The sequence below is a fragment of the Lacrimispora sp. YZC11 genome (assembly GCF_057543815.1).
In genome coordinates, this window is the sequence record NZ_BAAJYQ010000009.1 from 95,218 (window position 1) to 116,517 (window position 21,300).

The following is a 21,300-nucleotide window of genomic DNA, read 5'->3' on the forward strand; positions in this document are numbered from 1 at the left end:
GACAGATCAAGGCTTTCCTTAGAATTTACCTTCTCTTGCACTTTCCTCGATCCCTACAGCCACAGCTACGGTAGCTCCGACCATAGGATTATTACCCATACCGATCAGACCCATCATTTCCACGTGAGCCGGAACGGAAGAAGAGCCTGCGAACTGAGCATCAGAGTGCATACGTCCCATGGTATCAGTCATACCGTAGGAAGCTGGACCTGCTCCCATGTTATCCGGATGAAGGGTACGTCCTGTACCGCCGCCGGATGCTACGGAGAAGTACTTCTTGCCCTTCTCTGAACATTCTTTCTTATAGGTTCCTGCTACCGGATGCTGGAATCTGGTTGGGTTGGTGGAGTTTCCTGTGATGGAAACGTCAACGCCTTCCTTCCACATAACTGCAACACCTTCTGTTACATCGTTTGCGCCGTAGCAGTTAACTTTTGCTCTTAAGCCTTCTGAGTAGGACTTTCTCCAAAGCTCTTTTACTTCGCCTGTGTAATAATCCATCTCTGTTTCTACATATGTAAATCCGTTGATTCTGGAAATGACCTGAGCCGCATCTTTTCCTAAACCATTTAAAATAACTCTTAATGGATTCTGGCGAACCTTGTTTGCCTTCTCAGCAATACCAATTGCGCCTTCTGCCGCTGCAAAGGACTCATGACCTGCTAAAAAGCAGAAGCACTCTGTCTCTTCTTCCAGAAGCATCTTTCCTAAATTACCGTGTCCCAGACCTACTTTACGCTGGTCGGCAACGGAACCTGGAATACAGAAAGCCTGAAGGCCTTCTCCAATCGCTGCTGCTGCGTCTGCCGCTTTTCTGCAGTCTTTCTTGATTGCAATAGCTGCGCCAACGATGTAAGCCCAACAGGCATTTTCAAAGCAGATCGGCTGGATCTTCTTCACCTGCTCGTATACATCCAGACCTGCATCTTTTGTAATCTTTTCAGCTTCTTCAATAGAAGCAATGCCATAGCTGTTTAATACAGAATTGATTTTGTCAATTCTTCTCTCATATGATTCAAATAATGCCATTATCTTGTCCTCCTTATTATTGACCAAATATCTTCGCTTTGATAACCGATAACCGACAGGCTTTTGCCAATCCGATTATTCATGTCTTGGGTCAATGATCTTAGCAGCTTCGGCAACGCGTCCGTACTGTCCTTTTGCCTTTTCCCAAGCAGTCGTCGGGTCATCACCCTTTTTGATAAAGTCAGTCATCTTTCCAAGGCTTACGAACTGATAGCCAATGATCTGATCTTCTTCATCCAGAGCGATACCGGTTACATAGCCTTCTGCCATCTCTAAGTAACGAGGACCTTTCTTTAATGTTCCGTACATGGTACCAACCTGAGAACGGAGACCCTTTCCTAAGTCTTCCAGTCCTGCACCTACAGGAAGTCCATCCTCAGAAAATGCACTCTGTGTTCTGCCGTATGCGATCTGTAAGAATAATTCTCTCATAGCGGTGTTGATAGCGTCACAAACAAGGTCTGTATTTAATGCTTCTAAAACGGTCAGTCCTGGCAGAATCTCTGCTGCCATAGCAGCGGAATGTGTCATACCGGAGCAGCCGATAGTCTCTATTAATGCTTCCTGGATAATACCCTCTTTTACGTTAAGAGTCAGCTTACATGCACCCTGCTGAGGAGCACACCAGCCAACGCCATGTGTCAGACCGGAGATATCTTTAACTTCTCTGGATTTCACCCATTTTGCTTCTTCCGGGATTGGAGCAGCGCCGTGATGAACGCCCTGTGCCACTATGCACATCTCTTCTACTTCCTGTGAATAAATCATGTTAAAACTCCTTTCGAATAAGTAATAATTGTGAACAGTACTTTGTTAAATATATCACATCATACTTGATTACATTTTCTCATATAATGTCGAATTCCGCAAGCATTATTTAAGGAAACAGGGGGGATACGCGGATCCCCCCTGTTTTCCTGATTCCCTATACAATTCTTCTGACAGAAAGAATCGTCCGGTAGGTGGCAGTCCCTACTTTGATTCCTGTTGCCGGGGAACTTGCATGAACAATTTGTCCATTGCCGATATAAATCCCTATATGGCCTGCATAGCAGATAAGGTCTCCAGGCTGGGCCTCGGAATAGGATACCTCACGGCCTGCGGAGCGCTGCTCCGAAGAGCTTCTTGGAAGGGAGTAACCGAAATGCTTGTAAATAGACAGAACAAACCCGGAGCAGTCTGCACCACTGGTTAAGCTGGTTCCTCCAAATACATAGGGATTCCCCACAAACTGAAGTCCGTAATCTGCAACCGCACGGCCTTCCGCTGTTCCGCCGTTGCTCTTGGCGGCAGTCGGACCGGTATACTTGTTGTTGGCATTGGATGACTTGGGCTTTGAGCTGGTGTTTGCCGCCGCCTTCTTTCTGGCCTCTTCCTCCGCCTTTTTCCTGGCTTCTTCGGCTGCCTTCTTTCTGGCCTCCTCTTCTTTCGCCTTGCGGATCTCCTCATTCTTCTTTGCTACCGTCTGGGCAAAAACAGCCGCATCCTGCTTGGCCTGTGCAAGCTGGCTGTCGAAATTAGAAACTTCCTTTTTCTTCGTGGAGATCAGCGTCTCAAGCGCGGACTGCTGTTCCTTGTACTCCAGTTCCATGACCTCCATCTCAGCCTTGTCCTCTTCCAGGTTTGACTTATAATCGGCCACTTTCTGCTTTGTCTCCTGGTAGGTGATCAGCATATCCCGGTCATATGTATAAATTCCTTCTACGTATTCCGCCTTATTAAGAAGATCAGACATGTTCTTCACCTGAAGGAAAATATCCAGGTATTCCGTATCTCCCTTCTCGTACATGTACTGGATTCTCTTTTTCATGGAAGCATACTGCTTTTCTTCATCTTTCTTAGCCGCTGCATAGTCCAGCTCTGCCTGCTTGATCTCTGCTTCCTTGTTGGCCATATCAGTTTCCAGAACCTTGATATCAGACAAAAGAGCAGTCAGATCAGATGTCAGCTTGGACACCTGATTCTGGGCAGCGCTTTTTTTGCCTTCTGCATCCTGGGCTTTTTTATTTGCCTCTTCCAGCTTTTTTTGCGCTTCCTGTTTTTCTTTTTCCGCTTTTGACGTGGCCCAGGCGGGAACAGTCTGGCCGCAGACCATTGCACTTACCAACAGGCCGCAGAGAAGCCTTTTAAGCATTCTCCTGTTACTTTCATACATATTCTGTATTTTTCGTTTCATCGTCAGTTCCTTTTCCCCTTTTTTCTACCTTATATGTTAACGTATAACCTGGGTAAAATTCAAGTCCTAAATTGTTAATTTTTGATATATTTATGTAATAATTGGATTTTTCGCCTTATCAACCCTCACTCACTTTCATTCCCTCATCGTTCACAGATCATTATTGGCTTCCATACGGGCCAGGTGATTATCTCCGGGCAGTTTTCGTGACACGATAAGGAAAGAGAGAAAGAATAAAATTCCTTTGATGATGCTTGAAATGGAGAACGCCCACCAGACTCCGTCCAGCCCAAGGGCCGTGCTGCTTAAAACCATGGCAAGAGGTATCCTTGCGGAAGTAAACACAACGCTGATGACCGAGCAGAGAAGGGTCCTGCCAAGGCCGGAGAGGGCCCCTACTGTTGTCAGTTCAATGCACATGAACATCTGGCAAACGCCCAGGATCACCAGATATCGCACTCCCATGGGAATGACCTCCGGTTCATGGATGAACAATCCGAATATATGCTCCGGAAGACCGACCAGAAGAACCGTGCAGAACAATCCCCATACAAACATAACTCCGATTGCCGTAAAATAGCCCTTTTTCACTCTTCCATACTGTCCGGCTCCATAATTTTGCCCCACAAAAGAATTAATGGCTGCTGCAAATCCATCTGCCGTCATCCATGATATTGATTCGATCTGGCCGCCCACCCGGAGCACAGCCACAGCAGTATCTCCAAAACCGGTCACAAACCGGGTCAGGATCATGGAAATGCTGGTATAGATAAGGTTCTGAACAGAAGCAGGGAAACCAATCCGGATCATAGCCTTCATATAATCCCAGGGAACCTTACAAAGCACCTTCACCTTATCAAACACCACCTGGTCCTTTCGTATGGCTATGAGGAATACTGCGGTAACTACTGCCTGGGCCATGACTGTAGCAATGGCCGCCCCCGCCACTCCTGAGCCTTTCAGAGGACCTACCCCAAAGATCAGGACAGGATCCAGTACCATATTCAAAACCAGGCCGATGAAGTTAGCAAACAGCGGTGTTCTGCTGTCCCCCATAGCTGTCATGATCCCGGTAATAATCGTATTCATAAAGGAAAATACAATCAGCCCACAGGTGATCTTTAAATAAACCTGGGCATCTTGGGCAATGGAAGCATCGTTCAGCCCGAAAAAACCGATCAAAGACCTTGCCCCGAAAAATGACACCACCCCATACAGCAGTGCAAACAAAAGTCCCATCTGAATCGATCCGGAAGCATAGATTGCCGCTTCCTCCCTGTTGCCCTTTCCAAGAGAATGGGCTACCTTTACCTGCCCGCCCATTTTAGCCAGAGCGACAACGCCCTGGGAAAGCCAGACGTACATGCCCCCTGCGCCGACCGCCGCAACAGCAGGAGAACCGACAAACCCAATCCAGGCCATATCTGTCAGATTATAGGCCATCTGAACCAGGGCCGTGACCATAATAGGAAGGGCCAGACCGGTCAGCGATGTAAAAATATGTCCTTTTAATAAATCAATTTTCTTATTCATAAAATATGTGTCACGACCTTTCAAAAGGGCCGCCAGTGAAATGGCGGCCCTTTATTTCTGCAGGCTTTGAATCCGGCGCAGGAATGGTTGCATTCCTGCACCGGCGAATGCTGCGGATATTTGAATATCTGGATTATTCCTGGGAAGAAAGGTATTCATCAATCCCTCTTGCTCCAGCCCGTCCGGCTTCCATAGCCAGAATAACGGTTGCGGCACCTGTTACCGCATCTCCTCCTGCATAAACGCCTTCCTTGCTGGTCTTTCCTGTAGATTCCTCAGCAATGATACATTTGCGCCTATTGATATCCAGTCCTTTTGTTGTATTTGAAATCAGTGGGTTAGGTGAAGTACCCAGGGACATGATAACGGTATCCACATCAATGATGAATTCAGATCCTTCTATTTCCACAGGTCTTCTTCTGCCGGAAGCATCCGGCTCGCCAAGCTCCATTCTGATGCATTTCATTCCGTTTACCCAGCCCTTTTCATCGGTGAGGATCTCTAATGGGTTGGACAAAAGGTCAAAAATGATTCCTTCTTCCTTCGCGTGATGAACCTCTTCCACTCTTGCAGGTAGCTCTGCCTCACTTCTTCTATATACAACGTGTACCTCTGCACCAAGACGAAGGGCTGTCCTGGCCGCATCCATAGCAACGTTTCCGCCGCCTACCACTGCAACCTTATTGCCCGCTACGATAGGTGTATCGTAATCACTGCGGAATGCCTTCATCAGGTTGCTTCTGGTTAAATATTCGTTGGCAGAAAATACACCGTTTGCATTTTCTCCGGGAATTCCCATGAACATGGGAAGACCTGCTCCGGAACCGATGAACACGGCCTGGAATCCTTCTTCATCCAAAAGCTCATCAATGGTCACGGACTTACCGATTATCACATTGGTTTCAATCTTAACGCCAAGTTTTCTTACGTTGTCAATCTCCGGCTGAACTACCCCTTCTTTTGGAAGACGGAATTCCGGAATGCCGTAGGTCAATACGCCGCCCGGCTCATGAAGAGCTTCAAAGATAGTAACCTCATAGCCCATTTTAGCCAGGTCGCCGGCACAGGTTAAACCAGAAGGACCGGAACCGATGACTGCCACCTTCTTGCCATTGGTCTTTTCCGGGGCAGCCGGTACGAAACCGTGCTCTCTGGACCAATCAGCCACAAAACGCTCCAGCTTTCCGATGGAAATGGGTTCTCCCTTGATTCCGCGGATGCACTTGCCTTCGCACTGGCTCTCCTGTGGACATACCCGGCCGCAGACAGCAGGAAGTGCAGAGGACTGGGCAATAATCTTGGCAGCTTCCTCGTGGTTTCCATTTTCCACTTCCTTAATAAAGCCGGGAATATTAATGGATACCGGGCAGCCTGCTACGCATTTCGGGTTTTTGCAATTAATGCAGCGGCTGGCTTCCACTTTTGCCTCTTCCTCATTATATCCAAGACAAACCTCTTCAAAGTTCGTCGCTCTTACCTTTGGGTCTTGTTCTCTTACTGGTACTTTCTTTAATACATCCATTACTCGTTACCTCCACACAATCCGCAGCCGCCGTGATGAGTATCGCCTTCACGATCTTTTAAAACCGCGCGCCCTTCTTCTGATTTGTACATCGTCTGGCGCTTCATGGCCTCATCAAAATTAACCAGATGGCCGTCAAACTCCGGTCCGTCCACACAGGCAAATTTCACTTCACCGCCGACCGTGACACGGCAGGCGCCGCACATGCCGGTTCCGTCTACCATGACTGGGTTTAAGCTGACAACGGTAGGAATACCCAGCTCCTTGGTCACAAGGCAGGTGAACTTCATCATGATCATCGGTCCGATGGCTACGCACACATCGTATTTCTTTCCCTGGTTCTGAACCAGGTCCTTAATTACCTCAGTTACCAGGCCCTTTCTTTCATAAGAGCCGTCATCCGTGGTTACATATAAATTTCCGGCCTGCTCTCTCATAGCATCTTCCAAAATCAATAAGTCCTTGGTCTTTGCCCCCATGATGACATCCACGTCTATGCCGTGCTCTTTCATCCATCTTACCTGAGGATAAACAGGAGCTGTTCCAACCCCTCCGGCTACAAATAAATATTTCTTTTTCTTCAGTTCTTCTATGTCATCGTGCACAAATTCGGACGCATTGCCCAGAGGCCCCACCACGTCTTCAAAGCTGTCGCCTGTCTTTAATCCACCCATCTTTTCTGTGCTTGCGCCTACTGTCTGGAATACAATGGAAATGCTTCCCTTCTCACGATCATAATCACAGATGGTCAGGGGAATTCTCTCTCCTCTGTCATCCATCTTGACAATAACAAATTCTCCGGGCTGGCAGGCTTTGGCAATCCGAGGTGCTTCCACATCCATCAGATAGATCTTGTCAGCTAACATCTCTGCTTTTAAAATCTTATACATCTTCATCCTCCTAATGTCTTCGTGAATATACCTGTACACCTTTCCTGATTGCCTTCCCCAACGATCAGGTGAAATAGTACTCGTATCATACTACCATTTTTAATGGGTACTGACAACATTTTTTAAAAAAATATCAATAAAATTTTATAGATACAGGCGAATTTTGCCTGTTTTTTGCCAGATCTTGTATCCTGATGAATCAACTGGATAAGCTTGTATATCCAGTTGATTCACAAGCAAATGGCCGAAAAACGCCTGAATTTTAACCTTTCCTCTGATACATGCGGTAAGTATAGCATAAATCAAAATAGGTCTGTTCATCGCTTTCCGCCGCCATTTCCCATGATGGATCCTGGTCCAGATTGGGAAAATGGGTATCGGCACTGTACATATAGTCGATATAAGTCACATGGGCCGTATTACAATATGGGAGGAACTGCTCATAAATGCTTTGTCCTCCTATGATAAAACAATCTTCCTCAGGATATTTTCCAAGTTCTTCCAGGACCTCTGAAAGGCTGTGGCAGACAACTGCTCCCTTTACTTTGTAATCCGGGTTTCTGGTCAATACGATGTTGGTTCTTCCATAGAGCGGCTGCTTTCCGGGAAGGCTCTCAAGTGTCTTTCGTCCCATGACGATCACCTTACCCAAAGTTTCCTCCCGAAAAAGCTTTTTATCCTCTGGGATGGAAACAAGAAGCTGGCCCTGATTGCCGATAGACCAGTTTTTATCCACTGCAACAACAATGTTCATAGGTCAACCCCTCCTTTTCCTTTATTCTTCTTCCCCAATGATCAGTTCTTTTGCATAAGGAAGAGTTTCAATCCACCGGCAGAAGGCATGCCATTCTTCCAGCTTGTGGCTGCGCCTTGCAAAATATATATTGATCAGGGTTTCGTAGTTTAATGTGCATGTCCTCATCTGGTTGTAGCTGGAGGGAAGGAGCTGGATTAAATCATACCAGTCCTCTTTTTTCTTAGTCTCTATGTAACGGAGACGGATCTTTTCCAATTCAGCCACCACGGTTTCCATAAAAGCCAGCGTCCCCTCCGTCATACGGTCATGGCTGAAATCTTCCAGCTCAAAAGACTTGCTGTGAATCTTGTGCATGGTGCTGGTAGAATTGGCCACGGTGGCAACTTTGTAGGTATCGTATTCTTTCCACCAGTAAAGAGGGGCCGTAATATCTACAGACACCAAGATCTGCCGGATGTATTTGCGGTGGTCGCCTCCTGCTTTTCTCAGCCGTTTTGCAAGGCCAAGGTCATTGGGTCCAAGGATGTATTCTCCCTCCTCATTATATTCGCTGTCCATCCGGTTCCAGCTGTTCATGGGATTTCTTGCGCCCCTGATGGCATTTTCTATGTTCATGACACTGGTTCTTTCGCAGTTTAACATGGTATCTTCCTTTCTGTTTGTGTTAATCCTTGTTTCATGGCTCTATTCATTATAGAGCAAAATACCCGTTTCATCCATTGATTTATTTGTTAAGAAGTCTTATGTTGTACAATTTCTTTTGAGCTGTATAAATGGATTTGTTTCCATTAAATATATACGCAATGCTGCAAACCACAAAAAAATATGGCATATAGGAATAGCCGAAAACCAGCTGATAGTTTCTGCATATTCAAATTAAATATACAGAAGCCATCAGCAAATTGCGGTTTTGATATTCCTATCAAGGGAGCGCTTCATTCCCATTTCAAATTTATTATACAGGTTTCTCTTTTCCTGTCAAAGTTTTAATTGTCCCATTGGAATTGCTTCTTTGGAATTATCCTGTTAGCCTAAAAAATGATCCTTTAACTACCAATATTGTAGTACCATTATTATCCATAATGATATCTTCATTTTATCATTCTTTTCTGAAACAGCGACTATTAAAATGGCTAGTGAGCTATAGGGCTTGCCAGATGCTTTTAATTCAGGACACTTAACAAGACCACCGCTTCTATTAAAAATTTTCGTGGCTCTATCTTGAGCTGCTCATATGGAACCTCCCCCTAACCTCCTGTCACACACCGCCGGGAAGGGCATCCATGTCCCACAAAATCCTGCTTCCCTTTTCCGTCTTTTTTACCACCAGCTTCTTTCCGATCTGTTCCTTTAATTCTGTCACATGGGAAATGATCCCGATCAGCCTGTGTCCTCCGGCAAGCTCCTGAAGGATACGGACTGCCTTCAGCCTGGATTCCTCATCCAGAGAACCAAAGCCTTCATCAATGAAAAGCGCATCCATACTCACATTCCCTGCAGTGCGCTGGATGATATCCGTCATGCCAAGGGCCATGGCCAGAGCTGCCATAAAGGATTCTCCACCGGAAAGGGTTTTAACATCCCGCACCTTATCCGTTGCCATACTGTATACATCAAGATCCAGGCCAACCTCCCCCTGCTTTCCAAGGGTATCTATATCCCTGCACTGAAGCAGAAACTGTCCGTCTGTCATGACATCCAGCCGTTTGTTTGCCGCATGGATCATCTGGCTAAAATACTGCCTCTGGACATAGGTCTGAAAATCCAGGCTAACGGTACCTGCCATTTTCCCGTTGGCAGCCTGAAACAGGGTATGATACAGCCGGTATTTCTCTTCCAGCTGTTCTCTCTCCTCCCACAGCCTGCCCAGATTTTCCGCAGCCTGAATAGCCCGGCTGCCAATGGCTGTGACCTTTGCCTCCCTGGTCTGCATCTGCCTCTGTTCCTCCTTAAGAGCTTCCGCCTGTTCCTTCCATTGTATCGTTTCTATCCTTTCACGCCCCTTTGTCTGCTCCTTATACTGGCTGCAAACGGTGCGGGCCTTTAACAGCTCCTTTTCATAATTCCCGGTTTCCTGTTCCCACCGCCTTACGGTTTCCGGCGCCTGCTTTGCCTTGTGGTAATCCTCTTCTCCGGCAAATCCCAGCACCTCCAATGCGGACTGATAGGCGGCATATGCCTGCTCTAATGCAAGCCTTCGTATCTCTTTATTTTCCTCTTCTGAGGCCAGACGTCCTTTTCCTTCTTTTTCCTTTTCTATAATCTCCCGGAGCCGTTTATCCGCCCGTTCCTCTGCTCTTAATAGCTCTTCCTTCCTCTTTTTAGAGTTTGCCAGCATTCCCATGGCCTCCTCTTCCTCAGGGTATGGAAGAAGCTTCTTTATATGATCTGCCTCTGCGAAAGCAGCTGCCCTATCCAGCTGTTTCTCCTGCCAGACCTTCATGGCCGCTTCTTTTTTAAGTTCCAACTCCTCAAGTCTCCCCCGGTCCGCTTTCCTTTCCTCCAGGAGCTCCTTTAGCAGGCGGTCCAATTCCAAAGCTTCCTGCTCTTCCTTCTCCGCCTCTCCCAGAAGCGTGCCGGTCCGTTCTCTCTCATCAGACAGGCGGGCATGCAGCTGGTCCTGAGGGAAAGTAGTCCCAAGCCATTTTTCTTCCTCCCCCTCCAGTAGCTCCTTTAAGTGACGGCAGGCTTCCAACGCCCTGACAGCAGCCTGGAAGGCCTGTGAACGCCGTTCTTCCGCATGGTTTCTGGCTTTCTTCGCCTGTTCCACTTCTTCCTGGGTAACAGCGCCATCCGTCAGCTCCGCTGTCCGGGGATGATCAGTAGAGCCGCAGACAGGGCATGGCTTTCCCTCGGTCAGCTCCTTAGCTATAATTCCGGCCTGCAATGCCAGAAACTCCCGGAACCTGTTATTATAAAGCATTTCAGCCTGTTCATAATCTCTCTGGGTACATAATGCCGCTTTCTGGCATTCTTCTTTTCTGTTTTCTGCAGCCTCCCCGGCCCTGGCCGCCGTTTCAAGGCTTTCCATGGCATGCTGCCGCTCCAGGAGCACCGCCTTCCTCTGTCTTATTTCCGGAAGATTCCTTGTCCCTTCTTCCAGCAGCTCCTGCCTTGTTTCGTTTGCAGACAGACGTTCCTTTATCCGGGACAGCTCTGTCTCAATACTATGTAAGCCTTTTCCTGCTTCCTCTTCTTCTCGTTTCTTTTTTAGGGAAGCCATTTCCATGGTTTTCCAACGGCCATAGAGCGGCATGGCCTCCTGCATCCGGTCAATGAAGACCGACAGCTTAGGCACTTCTGCCTCAGAGATTTCCCTGCTTGCCTTTGCCTCTTTTTCCGCAGATGCAAGGACAAGGGTCATATCTTCCAAATCCTTTTTAAGCTGACCGGTTCTCTTTACAGCAGTCTCATATTCCTTCTTTTTATCTAAAAACTGGGTTTCCGGGCTCTTTGCCTTTTCCGCCCGGGCAGCTTCCTTTAACTGCTCCTCTATTTCCAGCCATTGCCCCTTCTGGTCTTCCAGAATATCCAGATGAGCCTTTGCCTGCATAAGGCCGTCAAAGAGACGGTTCACCTCCTGAGCCAGGCTTAACTGCACTTCCACTTCAGAAAGAAGCTTCCCCTTGTGATCCCGTTCCTCACGAAGCTTCTGTTCCTCTTTATCTATCTCTTCCAAAATGGAGCCTAAAAGGCTTTGGATCTCCTCCGTCTTTGTTTCCTTAAAATCCAAAAGCTCTTGCCACGGTTCCTGATAAGTACTTTCCTCCAAAAGAACCACATGATCCAGTTCATGAAAACACAACCTGCGGTTATTCTCCAGGCTGTCATAAAAAAAATTGTTCTGTTCCTTTAACTTCAACTGGATGCGGCTGTAAATTCCGGTGTTAAATATCCTGGAAAATATCTCCTTCCGTTCCCTGGAAGATGCATGAAGAAGCCTTAAATAATCTCCCTGGGCGATCATGGCGATTTGGGAGAACTGGTTCTGGTCCACACCTATAATTTCCTGGATCTTCTGGTTAATATCCCGGAGACTTCCTGCATATTCTGACCCATCAGGCAAGAGTAGAGCTGCCTTTGCCGGAACAGGAACAGCGGAATATTCCCCGTTTTTATTTCTTCTTTTGCTGATCCTTGTATAGGAAGGGCTTCTTGTAATTTCATACCTCCCACCCCTTTCAGAAAATTTTAGGGAAACATAAGTCTCCTGGTCTTCTGCCGCATACTGGCTGCGCATCATGGAGGGTTCCCGCTTTTGTCCGCTGGTTTCCCCGAACAAGGCAAATGACACGGCATCAAAAATGGTGGTCTTTCCTGCTCCCGTATCTCCTGTAATAAGGAAGATGCCGTGGCTGATTTTCTCAAAATCCACGGTTTCCGTTCCTCCATAGGAACCAAAAGCCGACATGATCAACTGCAATGGCTTCATAATCCCTCTTCCTCCTTTGCTTCCTGCACGATCCGCTCCATAGCCTTTTCTTCCTCCTTTGTCATCTCTTCCCCCCTTACCGCCTTGTAAAACTGCCGGAATGCCTCCAAAGGCTTAAGGACAGGCACCGCCTCTCCCTCTTCCAAGCGCTTTTGTCTGGTCCGCTCATTGTCCACCCGAAGCTCCAGCAAATGATCGAACACTTCTTCCAGACGTTCTCTGACCCGGTAAGGCTCCTCTTCATCAGTAAGCGTGACACTGACAAAATCATGGCGGTTTTCTTCCGTGGCTCTTTTAAGGATTTCAGACAAGGTTCCTCTTTCCCGCCTTACATCCTGGATTCCCCGGAGCGGAAGGAATTCAAATTCCGGTTCCTCTCCTTTTTTTCCTATATTCACCACAGTGACTGATTTTTTATGGTTCTCTTCGCTGACGGAATATTTATAAGGAGTCCCGCTGTAACGGACCGAAGCCTTGCCAACCTTTTGGGAACCGTGGAGATGCCCCAGGGCAACGTAATCAAAGGCAGAAAGAAGGTCTGCCTCCACCCGGTCTAAACCGCCCGCCATAATGACCGCCTGTTCCGATTCGCAGGTTTCCGGATCCTTATTGCCTGCCGCATAGAATTGATGGGATAATAGGATGTTGCGCTCTCTGGCATCAATGGTTTCCCTCTCCAAAACAGTTCTTACGGCGCTCTCGTACCCATCCGGCTGGTTGTCAGGAAAAAGCTGCCTTACGTATCCTGGCTTTAAAAAGGGCAGAAGATAGAAATTCACCGGACCGTTTTCATCCCGTAATACCACCTTTTTTAAATACTCCTCCCGGTTCCTGGGCGGAAACACGGATAAAGGGATATTGTGCCGTTCCAGAAATGCTGAAGCATAGGACAGGCGTTCCGGCGAATCGTGGTTTCCTGCTATGATCAGTACCGAAATCTGAGGCTTTATCCCGGAAAGGGCTTCCAGGAAATTGCCGAACATGGTGTAGGCCTCCCCAGAAGGTGCCGTTTTATCATAAATGTCACCACAGATCAGGATCGCATCCGGATGATGGGCCAACCCATAATCCACAATCTGATTTAAAACCGCCTCCTGGTTTTCCTTTAAACTGTAACCGTTTAACTGTTTTCCAATATGCAGATCAGACAAATGAAAAATCTTCATGTTTTCCTCTTTCCTGCCCATGCTTTTTGGGCATGTAGGTATACCCGCAGGGTGCTATCTCCCAGGCATTTTTATCTCAAATGTTTAAAATATTCTACCAGTACATGTTTTATATAATAATACCGACTTGCATAAGAATCTTCCACCCTGGTCACACCTTTAAGGTTTTCTTCTTTGCATGAATGCCGTGAACAGCGATCCAGTATTTGGTTATCTCATCTTTTTTATTCCTGCATTCAATGCCCAGCCACTTTCCCTTCCTTTGCTCTCTGTACCTGTGATCTGGTTTTTTTCAATCATACCATAATTCTAAAGCCCTGAACAGAGAGAGACAGGAGGTTCCGGCAGCAGAAAGGGATTCCCTTTCGATTGCGCCCTTCTAAAAAAAGGCAGCCGCTTGTGAGAACAAGCAGCGCCTTTTTTCATTTGTTTACATTTTTTCATTCTTTTTCTTGTATTCTATCCAGTTTCAGGCGCCGATCCACAATCTTATCTAATCCGCTTTTCAGCCTCAATTCCCAATCCCTAGTGTTTGATCATCAACCAATTGAACGTGATTCCTTCACACAGACTAAATACCGCTCTTCATGTTTCTCATAGGTTAAACAGTTAAAACCGTATCCGGTTTCTGCCTTCTTTTTTAGCTTGATACAAGAGACGGTCGGCGCTTTCAAGGAAGGATTCCAGTTGTTCGCGTTGATATGGGATGGCGGATATCGCACTAATACTGGCAGTTATCCTTGTAATTTCATCCGAATTATTCCTGGGCACTTCCATAGCCTCGATGCTTGAACGTATTTTCTCCGCAATTAATGATAATTTATCCAGACTGGTTTCCGGTATGAGAACAGCAAATTCTTCACCGCCCCAACGGCACGGTAAGTCACCGGCCCGATTTAAAGTTTTTTCCAAAACCCCTGCCACAGCTTTTAGCATGGTATCTCCTTGCCTGTGGCCATATGTATCATTGTAATTCTTAAAGTTATCCAAATCCAGCAGCAGCAGCCCGATGGTAGTCTTTTTCCGAAATGCCCGTTGCCATTCATATTCCATATGATAATCAAACTTACGGCGGTTCGCAAGGCCGGTCAAAGCGTCATAAAAACTAAGTTTTTCGATGGTAAGCAGTTGTTCTACGATTTTAATATGGATTTTCACGCGTGCATTCACCAAAACTTTGTTAAAAGGCTTCCGTACATAGTCGACCGCACCTAAACACAGTGCTTTCTCCTCGTCCTTATCGTTATCCAGTCCTGTGATAACGATAATGGGAATGTTCTGAGTGGATTGGGTTCCTTTCAGTTCCTTTAGAACATCGAACCCGTTGGTATCCGGTAATATGATATCAAGCAAAATTAGATGCGGACGAAATTGTTTGACCATTCGCATTGCTTCTGTTCCAGTCGAGACGACCCTGACATTAAATGTATCTTGTAAGGTATCCACCAACACTTTCTGGCTTACTTTTCCGTCCTCAACAATGAGTATTTTATATATAGTTTCACCTTCCATGATAATCTCCCTGTGCTATCGTCGAACTAAAATGGCCAGAAACAGCCAATGTACAAATACTAATAAAATACTGGCGGCAGCCATTAGGATGCCGTCCATTTAGACATGTACATTGGCAAAACTTTTGTTTTACAATTTTACCCTGTGACGTTTATATTGTCAAGGCAAGATTATCTACATTACGCCTCTTTTCGCAGCTATCACGTAAAAGATTCACACCATCGTCTTTATGGCCAGGCACTTTATATCTGCCTTGGTTTTCTTAGATTCAGAAATCTCCGCTCAATTCCTTCACACAGGTTAAAAACCGCTCCCCATACTTCTCATATTTAAATTCACCCACTCCGGACACCGACAGCATTTCCTCTTTTGTCTTCGGCTTTACCATACACATATGTACCAATGTCTTGTCAGAGAAAACAATATAAGGAGGTACCTTTTCCTCTTTGGCGATTTCCATGCGAAGTGCCCGTAAGGTTTCAAACAGCTCTTCATCTGATTCTGAGAGAGTAGAACCGGATGCAGCTGATATTTTGCTTCTCTTTGATTTCTTCTCTTCCTTTGCTTTCACCGGATGTTCCTGTTCCTTTGCCATTTTCATGACAATCGCCTCACCATCCGCTAAAACTTCCTTTGATTTCCCAGACAGTTTCACAATAGCATACTCGTCATTTGTGATTGTCAGGAATTCATTTAACATCAAATAATTCATGACCTGTCTCAGCTTGTAAGTAGGAACCTTTGCCAACACTCCATAATAGGCATTCTGATCCATCCGATAATTCCGTATTTTCGCAGTATTAGCTCCATGAACGGTATCAATGATCACATTCACGCCATACCGCTGCCGGCAAGACTCCACACAACCTATCAGTCCCTTCGCAATATCCGTCACATCCACTGTTTCAAACTGGCTTAAGCAGTTGGAACAATTGCCGCAGTAATTCTCTCCATACTCCCCGAAGTACCGCAGAATGTAATCCCTGAGGCATTCATTGGTAAAGGAATAAAAGGTCATCTTCTTAAGCCGTTCACGGTCCCGTTCCATAACCATCTGGTGGTTAAGGGAATCCAGCTCTTGATTATCCTGGTTGTTGTCAATAAACATCTGATTGGTCATCACATCCTGGCCGCTGTATAACAGGATGCATTCCCCCGGTTCCCCATCTCTGGAGCATCTGCCCACCTCCTGATAGTAGGATTCCAGGTTCTTCGGCATATTGTAATGGATAACAAACCGAACATTGGATTTATCGATCCCCATGCCAAAAGCATTGGTCGCCACCATAATCTGGCTTCTGTCATAGATAAAGTCATCCTGGTTCTTCCGCCGCTCCTCATCGCTTAACCCTGCGTGATACCTGGTTGCCGAAAATCCCTCCTGATTCAGCCGTTCACATACCTCTTCCACCAGCTTTCTGGTCAGACAGTAAATAATCCCGCACTGATCCGGGTGACATTCCACATAGTTCTTTAAAGTGGCATACTTATCCTTGGGAGATTGGACGCCCAGATAGAGGTTGGGCCTGTCATATCCCGTAGACACTACGGCAGGCTCCCTGAGCATTAGAATATCAATGACGTCTTCACGGACCTCTTTTGTAGCAGTGGCCGTAAATGCGCTGATGACCGGACGTTTTGGAAGCTTATCAATAAAATCCACAATTTTTAAATAGCTGGGTCTGAAATCCTGTCCCCACTGGGATACACAGTGAGCCTCATCCACCGCTACCATGGAAATGTTTGTGTTCAATGCAAAATCCAGAAATTCATCCGTTACAAGACGTTCCGGTGCTACATAAATAATGGGATATCGCCCTTCCCGCGCATAGGCCAGGGCCTTATAATACTGACTTGCAGTCAAAGAACTGTTAAGATATGCGGCATGAATGCCTGCCTGATTGAGAGTTGTTACCTGATCTTTCATGAGGGAAATCAGGGGAGAAATTACCAGTGTGATTCCTTCCATCATGAGGGCCGGTATCTGGAAGCACAGGGATTTTCCTGAACCGGTGGGCATGATTCCCAGGGCGTCTCTTCCGGACAAAATGCTGTCGATAAGAATTTCCTGCCCTTCCCGGAAATTGTCGTAGCCGAAATAGTGCTTTAATGCTTGAAATTTATCCATATAACTTTGTTTCTGCTCCTTATCATTTGTTTTTTCCATTATACCATTTAACCTTCAAATATTCCACCGGTATTCTTTCATAATGTTGTCAATTTAGCAGCACACCATTTTGGGATTGGGATCTATCTTCCGGAATTGTGAAATAAAGCTGGCTTTTCCCAAATGATCATACTATAATAACTAATGCATTTGATTCCATTATAAATTTTATCTTACAACATAGGAGAATAACCTTGAAAACGAATATTGGACTGTACCTGGCTCTTCTTTTCGGTGTCTTTTCCCTTTCCACTTCCGCTATTTTCGTGCGCCTGGCAAATGCCCCCTCCGCCATAACGGCATTTTTCCGGTTATTTTTTGCCGCTTTGCTTCTTTTGCCATTTTTACTGACCAGCAAGGAGAATAAGCGTCAACTGCTGTCCCTGTCGAAAAAGCAATGGACACTGGGGATTTTGTCAGGACTGCTTTTATCCGCCCATTATATGCTATGGTTTGAATCATTAAGACATACGTCGGTGGCAAGCTCCACCGTTATTGTAACACTGCAGCCCCTATTCTCTATTGCCATCGGATTTGTTTTTCTAAAGGAACGATTCCATAAATTGGCCATCGGAGGCTGCCTGATCGCCATTGCCGGCTGCTTTCTGATCGGATGGGGAGATTTTCAAATAAGCTCCCAGGCCCTGTTTGGGGATCTGCTGGCATTCCTGGCGGCAGGATTTATCAGCATCTACTTTTTTATCGGCCAGGCAATTAGAAAGGAATTATCCGCGGTTCCATATTCCGTCATAAGTTATTTAAGCAGTTCTTTATTCCTGGGCTGCTGTGCCATAATGGAGCGCAGTTCTTTTTCCGGTTATCCCGCAGCCACCTGGATGGCCTTTGGGGGATTAGCTCTTATATCAACTATATTTGGTCAATTTATTTTTAATTGGCTGTTAAAGTGGATTCCTGCAACCGTTATATCCATGAGCATTTTAGGTGAAACCATTGGCACATGTATTCTGGCTTATTTTATTTTAAATGAAGCAATCTCCTTTCAGCAGGGGGTGGGAATCACTGCGATTCTGCTAGGACTGGTGCTGTTTTTCCTCAGCCCGCCCATACAGAGAGACCGGTGACAGCTTCTTCCATTTTCTGATTTTACTTCTAAATGACTGGAAAGGCGCTACCGTATTGATGTGGAGCCATTTCCAGACAGGCCAATTGGAAGGAGTGGAAGCAGCCCACCTCCTGCCTCCGGGCTGAAAAAGCTCAGAATCTGAGTAACTTTCTGTCATATCCATAATCTTTTGAACCGTTTCGTTAAACATGGCACATAATTCCTGTAAACTGCATGTTTCGTATTGCCTGTAAAAGCTCTCATACAAGCCACCCAGGTTATTCCATTTATAATCAGGATGAGGGGTGATCACTGTACTTCCCTGCTGCTCCTGCTCTTCCCAGCGAAGAAGGAGGTTCAACCACCCTAATTGATATGCCACCATTTGCGCCGGTGTCCTGTCCACACCATCCATTGGCTTATCCTTGTCAGCATCCCGGATATGGGAAAATTCTTCTATAAATAACTCCGCCCGTTTTGAAATTTCATCTATCAATTCCTGCTTATCTTTATATTCTATCATATGACACTTCCTTTCCTATTCCTATCTTCTATTGCTGCCAGCCGGTGATACAAAAAACAGATTTTCTTTTAGATGCATTATACTCCCATCCTGACGAATCAGCAATGAATGGTTTTGCTGTTGCAATTATTTATTCAGACAATTATAATTATATGAATCAGTTATGGGAAGGATAAAACATATGTACGCCCGGAAACAATGATCAGCGGTACATGTGCAAACAAAAAGCCTGTTAACAGACGTACATCGCAAGGAGGCGGCAAAATGGCAGAAAATAATCGGGATGAGCATCGCAGTTATATTCTTACCGTCTTTCTTTTTATAGCAGCGGCTACGGGTATCTGCTTGCTGTTCCGCTTTCTTCGCTTTCCTGAAACAAATATTGTTGTTGTTTATATTTTGTCCGTATTGCTGACGGCACGGTTTACAAGAGGATATGCCTATGGCATTACTGCCACAGTCATTGCGACTTGTATGTTCAATTATTTTTTCACCGAACCGTATTTTACACTTTCAGTTAATGACCCCACCTATTTTGTCACCTTTGGAATCATGACCGTTACTTCTATTATCACTAGTGCCTTGACTACAAAAGTAAAGCAAAATGCATTGGAGGCACGGGAAAAAGAGGCGGAAGCCAGTGCCCTGTACCAGCTTACAAGTCATTTATCCGATGCGGCAGACATTTCCGACATTGCAGGAATCACCGTTAAAACCATCAGCGATATTTTGAACTGCCGTGCCGCCTGCCTTTGCTTTGATGAAAACGGCCAACCGGAACAGAGCTTTATCCAACAGAAAAACACAAATGAACAGATTCGCCGGAACGTGGAAGACAAGGAATCCCTCCTCCGCCGCATGGAGAACCTGAAGGCAGCTTACGTTGTGGGAGCAGAATTTTATGACTGGCCCATTAACGGCCGAGAGGCGATACTTGGTATATTACGGATTCCCAATGAAGCAGCGGAACAAATGAGCGATGCCCAGCTGCGTCTGCTCCGTTCCATGTTGGAAAGTGCTGCACTTGCTATGGACAGTTTCAGAAGCGCCCAGGAACGGATCAATTCTAAGGAAGAAGTCGCTCAGGAACGTTATCGCAGCAATCTGCTCCGCGCCATTTCCCACGACCTGCGCACCCCTCTTTCCGGCATTATGGGAACAAGTGAAATGCTTATGGGTATGACGGACCCGGAAGATAGCCGTTATGCTTTAGCAGAAGGCATTTACAAAGATGCTGACTGGCTCCATTCACTCGTGGAAAATATATTAGGCCTGACCCGTCTGCAGGACAGCAGACTTGCACTGAACAAGCAGATGGAAGCGGTTGAGGAAGTGATCGGCGTTGCGGTTATGGCCATCGGAAAACGGGCGCCAGAACGGGAAATCGCGGTGCATATCCCAGATACCGTGATGCTGGTTCCAATGGATGCAAAGCTGATAGACCAGGTTCTTGTGAATCTTTTGGATAACGCCATAAAGCACACACCGCCGGCAGGGGAAATCTCTGTAACTGTAAGAGAAAATATAGAAGAAGGAGTTGCCGTGTTCACTGTCGCCGACCGGGGCACAGGAATTGCTTCAGTGGATATGTCCCATATTTTTCAAATGTTTTATACGACTCATGGAAAAGAGGCGGATTCACAGAGGGGTGTGGGCTTAGGACTTGCAATATGCGAATCCATAGTTAAGGCACACGGCGGGACTTTATCTGCTAAAAACAGAAAGAATGGCGGTGCGGAGTTTACTTTTACCCTGCCATTGGAGGCTGAGAATTATGACTAGCAAAAATGAAACAATCCTGGTTGTTGAGGATGATACCCAAATACGAAATTTTATCTGCTATGCCCTAAAGCAGGAAGGCTTTCCCTATACTACGGCAAGTACGGCACAAAACGCCCTTTCCATTCTTGTCTCTCACCAGATCGACTTAATGCTACTTGACCTTGGCCTGCCAGATTTTGACGGTATGGAGGTCATTAAAAAGGTACGTGAATGGTCAGAAATGCCTATCATTGTTGTATCAGCCCGGGATCAGGATAAGGAAAAGGCGGCAGCTTTAGACAGCGGCGCAGACGATTATCTGACAAAACCATTTTCTGCGACAGAGCTGATGGCCCGGATCAGGGTTGCATTACGACACTTATATAAAATCGGTGTCACTAAGGCACAGACTGTTCTTTCCGTGGGAGGTCTTTCCATAGACCTGGAAAAACGTATTGTATCCCTGGAAGGTGCCCAACTCCATGTCACCCCCCTTGAATATCATTTGCTGACACTGTTTTTAAAGAATCCAGGGAAGGTACTGACTACCCAATACATTTTAAAAGAAATCTACGGCGTAGGGTACGGAACTGATACTCAGGCGCTTCGGGCACTCATGGCCGGACTTCGCCGAAAGATCGAACCGACCCCGGCAAAACCTAGATACATTCTTACTGAGATAGGAGTTGGCTACCGGCTTGTTGATGAATAAGAAAGAATAAAAAGACCGTCCCGGTTTCCGAGGCGGTTTTTTTATTTTGTAAATTAT

16 protein-coding genes and 1 riboswitch are annotated in these 21,300 nt (G+C 46.1%); of the genes, 3 read left to right on the forward strand and 13 right to left on the reverse strand.

What is annotated here, in order from left to right; all coding sequences use genetic code 11:
- Positions 1–18 precede the first annotated feature (18 nt).
- From AC27IJ_RS13430 to recQ, 12 genes are all read right to left on the reverse strand, one after another.
- On the reverse strand, positions 19–1,029 hold the full coding sequence (locus AC27IJ_RS13430) for a GGGtGRT protein (RefSeq protein ID WP_312446981.1): 1,011 nt from the start codon (positions 1,027–1,029) through the stop codon (positions 19–21).
- A 75-nt stretch (positions 1,030–1,104) separates the two neighbouring features.
- Entirely contained in the window at positions 1,105–1,797 is a 693-nt protein-coding gene (locus tag AC27IJ_RS13435) for an iron-sulfur cluster assembly scaffold protein (RefSeq protein WP_312446980.1), read from the reverse strand.
- Positions 1,798–1,954: 157 nt separating this feature from the next.
- On the reverse strand, positions 1,955–3,205 hold the full coding sequence (locus tag AC27IJ_RS13440) for a C40 family peptidase (RefSeq protein ID WP_312446978.1): 1,251 nt from the start codon (positions 3,203–3,205) through the stop codon (positions 1,955–1,957).
- Positions 3,206–3,355: 150 nt separating this feature from the next.
- Positions 3,356–4,738 (reverse strand): MATE family efflux transporter, encoded by a 1,383-nt coding sequence (locus AC27IJ_RS13445; protein WP_487149307.1) that lies wholly within the window; start codon positions 4,736–4,738, stop codon positions 3,356–3,358.
- A 133-nt stretch (positions 4,739–4,871) separates the two neighbouring features.
- Positions 4,872–6,260 (reverse strand): NADPH-dependent glutamate synthase, encoded by a 1,389-nt coding sequence (gene gltA / locus AC27IJ_RS13450; protein WP_312446974.1) that lies wholly within the window; start codon positions 6,258–6,260, stop codon positions 4,872–4,874.
- On the reverse strand, positions 6,260–7,150 hold the full coding sequence (locus AC27IJ_RS13455) for a sulfide/dihydroorotate dehydrogenase-like FAD/NAD-binding protein (RefSeq protein ID WP_312503837.1): 891 nt from the start codon (positions 7,148–7,150) through the stop codon (positions 6,260–6,262). The genes gltA and AC27IJ_RS13455 overlap by 1 nt, the downstream gene beginning before the upstream one ends.
- Positions 7,151–7,412: 262 nt before the next feature.
- Positions 7,413–7,904 carry a dihydrofolate reductase gene (locus AC27IJ_RS13460; protein WP_312446970.1) on the reverse strand — a complete coding sequence of 164 codons (492 nt, stop codon included), beginning with the start codon at positions 7,902–7,904 and terminating at the stop codon, positions 7,413–7,415.
- Between the two features lie 21 nt (positions 7,905–7,925).
- Complete coding sequence (locus tag AC27IJ_RS13465) at positions 7,926–8,549, reverse strand: hypothetical protein (RefSeq protein WP_312446968.1); 624 nt, start codon at positions 8,547–8,549, stop codon at positions 7,926–7,928.
- 236 nt (positions 8,550–8,785) lie between these two features.
- A riboswitch (Fluoride riboswitch) is annotated at positions 8,786–8,859 on the reverse strand.
- Between the two features lie 306 nt (positions 8,860–9,165).
- Entirely contained in the window at positions 9,166–12,339 is a 3,174-nt protein-coding gene (locus AC27IJ_RS13470) for an AAA family ATPase (protein ID WP_487149310.1), read from the reverse strand.
- Complete coding sequence (locus tag AC27IJ_RS13475) at positions 12,336–13,505, reverse strand: exonuclease SbcCD subunit D (protein ID WP_487149312.1); 1,170 nt, start codon at positions 13,503–13,505, stop codon at positions 12,336–12,338. Before AC27IJ_RS13475 ends, AC27IJ_RS13470 begins: the two co-directional genes overlap by 4 nt.
- Positions 13,506–14,114: 609 nt before the next feature.
- Positions 14,115–15,017 (reverse strand): diguanylate cyclase, encoded by a 903-nt coding sequence (locus AC27IJ_RS13480; protein ID WP_312503831.1) that lies wholly within the window; start codon positions 15,015–15,017, stop codon positions 14,115–14,117.
- 268 nt (positions 15,018–15,285) lie between these two features.
- Positions 15,286–17,145 carry a DNA helicase RecQ gene (gene recQ / locus AC27IJ_RS13485; protein WP_487149314.1) on the reverse strand — a complete coding sequence of 620 codons (1,860 nt, stop codon included), beginning with the start codon at positions 17,143–17,145 and terminating at the stop codon, positions 15,286–15,288.
- A 233-nt stretch (positions 17,146–17,378) separates the two neighbouring features.
- On the opposite strand from recQ, the gene AC27IJ_RS13490 reads away from it, so the two are divergent.
- A complete protein-coding gene (locus AC27IJ_RS13490; protein WP_487149316.1) occupies positions 17,379–18,266 on the forward strand; it encodes a DMT family transporter in 888 nt (295 codons plus the stop codon).
- Here the strand turns inward: AC27IJ_RS13490 and AC27IJ_RS13495 are convergent.
- Complete coding sequence (locus AC27IJ_RS13495) at positions 18,216–18,770, reverse strand: ClbS/DfsB family four-helix bundle protein (protein ID WP_312446956.1); 555 nt, start codon at positions 18,768–18,770, stop codon at positions 18,216–18,218. The two genes, AC27IJ_RS13490 and AC27IJ_RS13495, sit on opposite strands and share 51 nt — an antisense overlap.
- 264 nt (positions 18,771–19,034) lie before the next feature.
- Between AC27IJ_RS13495 and AC27IJ_RS13500 the strand changes: the two genes are divergently transcribed.
- Positions 19,035–20,552 (forward strand): ATP-binding protein, encoded by a 1,518-nt coding sequence (locus tag AC27IJ_RS13500; protein ID WP_312446955.1) that lies wholly within the window; start codon positions 19,035–19,037, stop codon positions 20,550–20,552.
- Entirely contained in the window at positions 20,545–21,243 is a 699-nt protein-coding gene (locus AC27IJ_RS13505) for a response regulator (protein WP_312446953.1), read from the forward strand. Before AC27IJ_RS13500 ends, AC27IJ_RS13505 begins: the two co-directional genes overlap by 8 nt.
- The last annotated feature ends 57 nt before the right edge of the window (positions 21,244–21,300 follow it).

Bases quoted from the DNA above. Each gene is read 5' to 3' on its own strand.
- AC27IJ_RS13430 (WP_312446981.1), bottom strand. From the start codon at position 1,029: ATGGCATTATTTGAATCATATGAGAGAAGAATTGACAAAATCAATTCT.
- AC27IJ_RS13435 (WP_312446980.1), bottom strand. From the start codon at position 1,797: ATGATTTATTCACAGGAAGTAGAAGAGATGTGCATAGTGGCACAGGGC.
- AC27IJ_RS13440 (WP_312446978.1), bottom strand. From the start codon at position 3,205: ATGAAACGAAAAATACAGAATATGTATGAAAGTAACAGGAGAATGCTT.
- AC27IJ_RS13445 (WP_487149307.1), bottom strand. From the start codon at position 4,738: ATGAATAAGAAAATTGATTTATTAAAAGGACATATTTTTACATCGCTG.
- gltA (WP_312446974.1), bottom strand. From the start codon at position 6,260: ATGGATGTATTAAAGAAAGTACCAGTAAGAGAACAAGACCCAAAGGTA.
- AC27IJ_RS13455 (WP_312503837.1), bottom strand. From the start codon at position 7,150: ATGTATAAGATTTTAAAAGCAGAGATGTTAGCTGACAAGATCTATCTG.
- AC27IJ_RS13460 (WP_312446970.1), bottom strand. From the start codon at position 7,904: ATGAACATTGTTGTTGCAGTGGATAAAAACTGGTCTATCGGCAATCAG.
- AC27IJ_RS13465 (WP_312446968.1), bottom strand. From the start codon at position 8,549: ATGTTAAACTGCGAAAGAACCAGTGTCATGAACATAGAAAATGCCATC.
- AC27IJ_RS13470 (WP_487149310.1), bottom strand. From the start codon at position 12,339: ATGAAGCCATTGCAGTTGATCATGTCGGCTTTTGGTTCCTATGGAGGA.
- AC27IJ_RS13475 (WP_487149312.1), bottom strand. From the start codon at position 13,505: ATGAAGATTTTTCATTTGTCTGATCTGCATATTGGAAAACAGTTAAAC.
- AC27IJ_RS13480 (WP_312503831.1), bottom strand. From the start codon at position 15,017: ATGGAAGGTGAAACTATATATAAAATACTCATTGTTGAGGACGGAAAA.
- recQ (WP_487149314.1), bottom strand. From the start codon at position 17,145: ATGGATAAATTTCAAGCATTAAAGCACTATTTCGGCTACGACAATTTC.
- AC27IJ_RS13495 (WP_312446956.1), bottom strand. From the start codon at position 18,770: ATGATAGAATATAAAGATAAGCAGGAATTGATAGATGAAATTTCAAAA.
- AC27IJ_RS13500 (WP_312446955.1), top strand. From the start codon at position 19,035: ATGGCAGAAAATAATCGGGATGAGCATCGCAGTTATATTCTTACCGTC.
- AC27IJ_RS13505 (WP_312446953.1), top strand. From the start codon at position 20,545: ATGACTAGCAAAAATGAAACAATCCTGGTTGTTGAGGATGATACCCAA.